Origin of the sequence: Pseudomonas avellanae BPIC 631, assembly GCF_000444135.1 — a bacterium.
Lineage (GTDB): Bacteria > Pseudomonadota > Gammaproteobacteria > Pseudomonadales > Pseudomonadaceae > Aquipseudomonas > Aquipseudomonas avellanae.
Genome location: NZ_ATDK01000408.1, coordinates 1 through 3,770 on the forward strand (window position 1 = coordinate 1; position 3,770 = coordinate 3,770).

The window sequence follows — 3,770 nt, forward strand, 5'->3', positions numbered from 1 at the left end:
TACAGATGCCCTATCGAAATGATGACGGAAATGATGTCCAAGCATCATGAGAGTCCATCCCTAACTCAATAGCCGGGTGTTGCACTCAGCCTCTGAAACCGCCCCGCATCAACACCGGGTTATAAGACCGATACCCATTCCCCAGCAGATAATGCCCGGTCACCGGATCGCGTCGTTCGCCATTGAAACCCAGCAAACTGGTCAAGCCACTTTCTGCCGGATGATGACCGTATGGGCTATAAGCAATAGGCTCAGCACCCGCTTTATCCACAAGCTGCAAAACAGAACGCTGCTGATCGGTTGCCAACAGTGTGGTTTCCAGCACACCGTCCACACGCCGTTGCTGGGCCAACAGCAGATCTTCATGCTGAAAGACCGTACACAGCAACGCACCCTGTATCTCGGTCGCCAGACGGTTCTTCTGATAAAAGCGCTGAATATCCGCCCGGCCAGTCGGCATGCTGGAAGCCAGATGGTCCAGTGGGTCATAACTGTAGCGGCACAACACCACTTGATCTGAGGAGCCCATGGCCAGACGTTCCAAAAGGAATCAGCCATCAGCATCCAGCAAAACCGCTACAGCGCCTACCTCGCAGAACTACTAGGTAAACAGCAAAAAACCCGGAAGGCTAAAACCGTCCGGGGTTATTTTTTGCCCATCGTTTACAGCTTGGCGATGGAAACTTCGGTCGATTTCACGAAGGCAATCACTTCGCTGCCGACGACCAGTTCCAGCTCTTTGACCGAGCGGGTGGTAATGACCGAGGTCACGACGCCCGAAGCGGTCTGTACGTCGATTTCCGACAGTACGTCGCCGTGGACGATTTCCTTGATGGTGCCTTTGAACTGGTTGCGAACGTTGATGGCTTTAATAGTCATGGCATGTCTTCCTTTGGGGATCAGGGTTAATTTGCCCAGCGCAGTTGCGTGGGCAGTGGCGAAAACGGTTCCGGGTCAGGTGGCGAGCCAGGGATGGCCAATACGCGGTTGAGCACTTCGGCTTCCAGCGCAGCAAGACGATGCGAGCCGCGAGCGCGTGGCCGCGGCAGGTCGACCAACAAGTCGAGGCCTACCTGGCCTTCTTCGATCAGGATCACCCGGTCAGCGATGGCAACGGCCTCGCTGACATCATGGGTGACCAGCAGCACGGTGAAGCCGTGTTGGTGCCAGAGCTTTTCGATCAGTTGCTGCATTTCGATTCGCGTCAGGGCATCCAGCGCGCCCAGTGGTTCGTCGAGAAGCAACAGGCGCGGCTTGTGAATCAGCGCGCGGGCCAGGGCAACACGCTGCTTCTGGCCACCAGACAATGCCGCCGGCCACTCGTTGGCGCGCTCAGCAAGCCCTACGGCCTCAAGCGCTTCGAGTGCCTGCGGTCGCCAGTCGCCACCGAGGCCCAGGCCGACGTTGTCGATGATCTTCTTCCAGGGCAGCAAGCGCGCCTCCTGGAACATCAAACGCGTGTCTTCGCGGGCATCGTCCAGCGGCGCAGAGCCTGCGAGCAATTGACCCTCGGTTGGCTTGTCGAGGCCGGCAAGCAGGCGCAGCAAGGTGCTTTTTCCGCAGCCGCTCCGGCCGACAATGGCCACGAACTGACCGGCCGGAATGTGCAGGTCGATGTCCTTGAGCACTTCGCGGGTGCCAAACGCCTTTTTCAGGTTTTGCACCGCCAGTGGAATACCGCGCAGCAAGTGCGGGGGTTGTTGTTTCAGACTGGTCATGCAGCACCGCCTTTGCTCACTTGATAGGCCGGATGCCAGCGCAGGCAGACACGTTCAAGGCCTCGCGCCGCCAGATCGGCCAGCTTGCCGAGAACGGCATACAAGACGATGGCCAGCACCACGATGTCGGTCTGCAGAAATTCTCGAGCATTCATCGCCAGATAACCGATGCCGGAGCTGGCCGAAATGGTTTCCGCCACGATCAGCGTCAGCCACATGAAGCCCAGCGCAAAGCGCACGCCCACCAGAATCGAAGGCATGGCGCCAGGCAAAATCACATGCCGAAACAGGCTGAAGCCGGACAAGCCGTAGCTGCGGGACATTTCTACCAACGCCGGGTCGATGTTGCGGATGCCGTGGTAGGTGTTCAGGTAAATCGGGAACAGCGTGCCCAGCGCGACCAAAAATATCTTCGCGGTCTCGTCGATGCCGAACCACAGGATGACCAGCGGGATCAGCGCCAGGTGCGGCACGTTGCGGATCATCTGCACCGAGCTGTCCAGCAGGCGTTCGCCCCATTTGCTCAGGCCAGTAATAAAGCCCAGTGCCAGACCGATGCCGCCGCCGATGGCAAAGCCGATACCGGCGCGCCAGCCGCTGATCGCCAGGTGGGTCCAGATTTCGCCGCTGGCCACCAGCGTGACACCTGCTTCAATGACGGCGCTGGGTGCGGGCAAAATGCGTGTGGACAACCAGCCAGCACTGACTGACAGCTGCCAGATGGCAAGTAACAGGACTGGAAGTGCCCAGGGCGCCAGTCGGTGAATGATGCGTTGCGAAGCACTGAGGCTCATGGAGTTGTCTCCTCGAGGGGCCTGTTTGTCACTGTGCTTGAGCAACAGCAGCAGGTGGCGTCCAGACCACATCAGCAATGCTGAGCGGTTTGGGGATCAATTTGAGCTGGTAGAAGGTGTCGGCAATTTTCTGCTGCGCGGCGACCACCGGCGGGGTGATGAACAACGCGCCGTAGCCCTGGCGTTTCACCGAGGTCAACGTAATGTCGGCAGGCAGACCCAGCAGCGGCGCGACCTGTTTGGTCACTTCGTCGGGATTGGCTTTGGACCACTCGCCCACCGCGCGGACTTCTTCGATCACGGCCTGAATCACTTTTGGATTTTTCTGCGCATAAGGCTTGGTCGCCAGATAGAACTGGTGGTTGTCGACAATGCCGATGCCGTCTTTCAGCGTGCGTGCCTGCAATTGCTTTTCAGCAGCGGCCTGGTACGGGTCCCAGATGACCCAGGCATCTACGCTGCCACGTTCGAAAGCGGCACGCGCATCGGCTGGCGGCAGGAACACGGTCTGAATATCGGTGTATTTGAGGCCTGCATCTTCCAGCGCTTTAACCAGAAGGTAATGAACGTTGGAGCCTTTATTGAGGACGACTTTCTTGCCTTTAAGGTCTTTTACCGAGGTAATCGGCGAGTCCTTGGGCACCAGAATGGCTTCGCTGGTTGGCGCAGGCGGCTCGTAGGCGACGTACAGCAGATCCGCGCCTGCGGCCTGAGCGAAAACCGGCGGCGTTTCACCGGTCACACCGAAATCGATCGAGCCGACGTTCAGGCCTTCAAGCAACTGCGGGCCGCCCGGGAACTCGGTCCACTGAACCTTCACGCCCTGCTCGGCCAAGCGCTTTTCCAGAGAGCCCTTGGCCTTGAGCAGCACCAGCGTGCCGTATTTCTGATAACCGATGCGCAGATCTTCCGCCTGGGCCTGAGTGACCGCACCAAGAGCGACCGCAGCAGCAAACAGTGCGACAAGGCTTCGACGCAAAATGACAGTGCGCATATGCGCTCCTTTACCGGGTGTTGAGTAGTGCCTGCTCGGCCAGTGATAGGCGAGCGAGGCGGGAATAGGGACGACCTTAACAGCACATTTTTATATCTATAAATCTTATTTATTCATTTAGTTATTCCATAAATGAATATAAAGGAAAGCACTGTTTTTCGACTATCGTGCGACGCTCTGCGTCGCATGCCGTTCTGGGCGCTCTGCGTTCGGTCTTGAGTATGCGGCGTGGCCCACATCCATGACGCGGAGCGTCACGACAGG

Annotated in this window: 4 protein-coding genes and 1 pseudogene; all 5 read right to left on the reverse strand. The window is 58.2% G+C overall.

Translation table 11 applies throughout. The features are described 5' to 3' along the window. Window positions 1–103 precede the first annotated feature (103 nt). Window positions 104–529 (reverse strand): annotated as a pseudogene (locus DW49_RS01000000128805) (RHS repeat-associated core domain-containing protein); the annotation flags it as partial. Between the two features lie 134 nt (window positions 530–663). Continuing rightward, the gene (locus tag DW49_RS0123215) at window positions 664–879 is read right to left on the reverse strand and encodes a TOBE domain-containing protein (RefSeq protein ID WP_002555770.1); all 216 of its coding nucleotides are present in this window, start codon (window positions 877–879) and stop codon (window positions 664–666) included. Between the two features lie 26 nt (window positions 880–905). Beyond that, window positions 906–1,718, reverse strand: a complete 813-nt coding sequence (gene ssuB / locus DW49_RS0123220; protein ID WP_005621566.1) for an aliphatic sulfonates ABC transporter ATP-binding protein — start codon at window positions 1,716–1,718, stop codon at window positions 906–908. After that, complete coding sequence (gene ssuC, locus DW49_RS0123225; protein WP_004397214.1) at window positions 1,715–2,512, reverse strand: aliphatic sulfonate ABC transporter permease SsuC; 798 nt, start codon at window positions 2,510–2,512, stop codon at window positions 1,715–1,717. The genes ssuB and ssuC overlap by 4 nt, the downstream gene beginning before the upstream one ends. Window positions 2,513–2,540: 28 nt before the next feature. Further along, a complete protein-coding gene (locus tag DW49_RS0123230) occupies window positions 2,541–3,506 on the reverse strand; it encodes a sulfonate ABC transporter substrate-binding protein (RefSeq protein WP_005621569.1) in 966 nt (321 codons plus the stop codon). Between the last annotated feature and the right edge of the window lie 264 nt (window positions 3,507–3,770).

What these genes read in the sequence shown, in the direction of transcription:
- ssuB (WP_005621566.1), bottom strand. Translation starts at nt 1,718, where the DNA reads ATGACCAGTCTGAAACAACAACCCCCGCACTTGCTGCGCGGTATTCCA.
- DW49_RS0123215 (WP_002555770.1), bottom strand. Translation starts at nt 879, where the DNA reads ATGACTATTAAAGCCATCAACGTTCGCAACCAGTTCAAAGGCACCATC.
- DW49_RS0123230 (WP_005621569.1), bottom strand. Translation starts at nt 3,506, where the DNA reads ATGCGCACTGTCATTTTGCGTCGAAGCCTTGTCGCACTGTTTGCTGCT.
- ssuC (WP_004397214.1), bottom strand. Translation starts at nt 2,512, where the DNA reads ATGAGCCTCAGTGCTTCGCAACGCATCATTCACCGACTGGCGCCCTGG.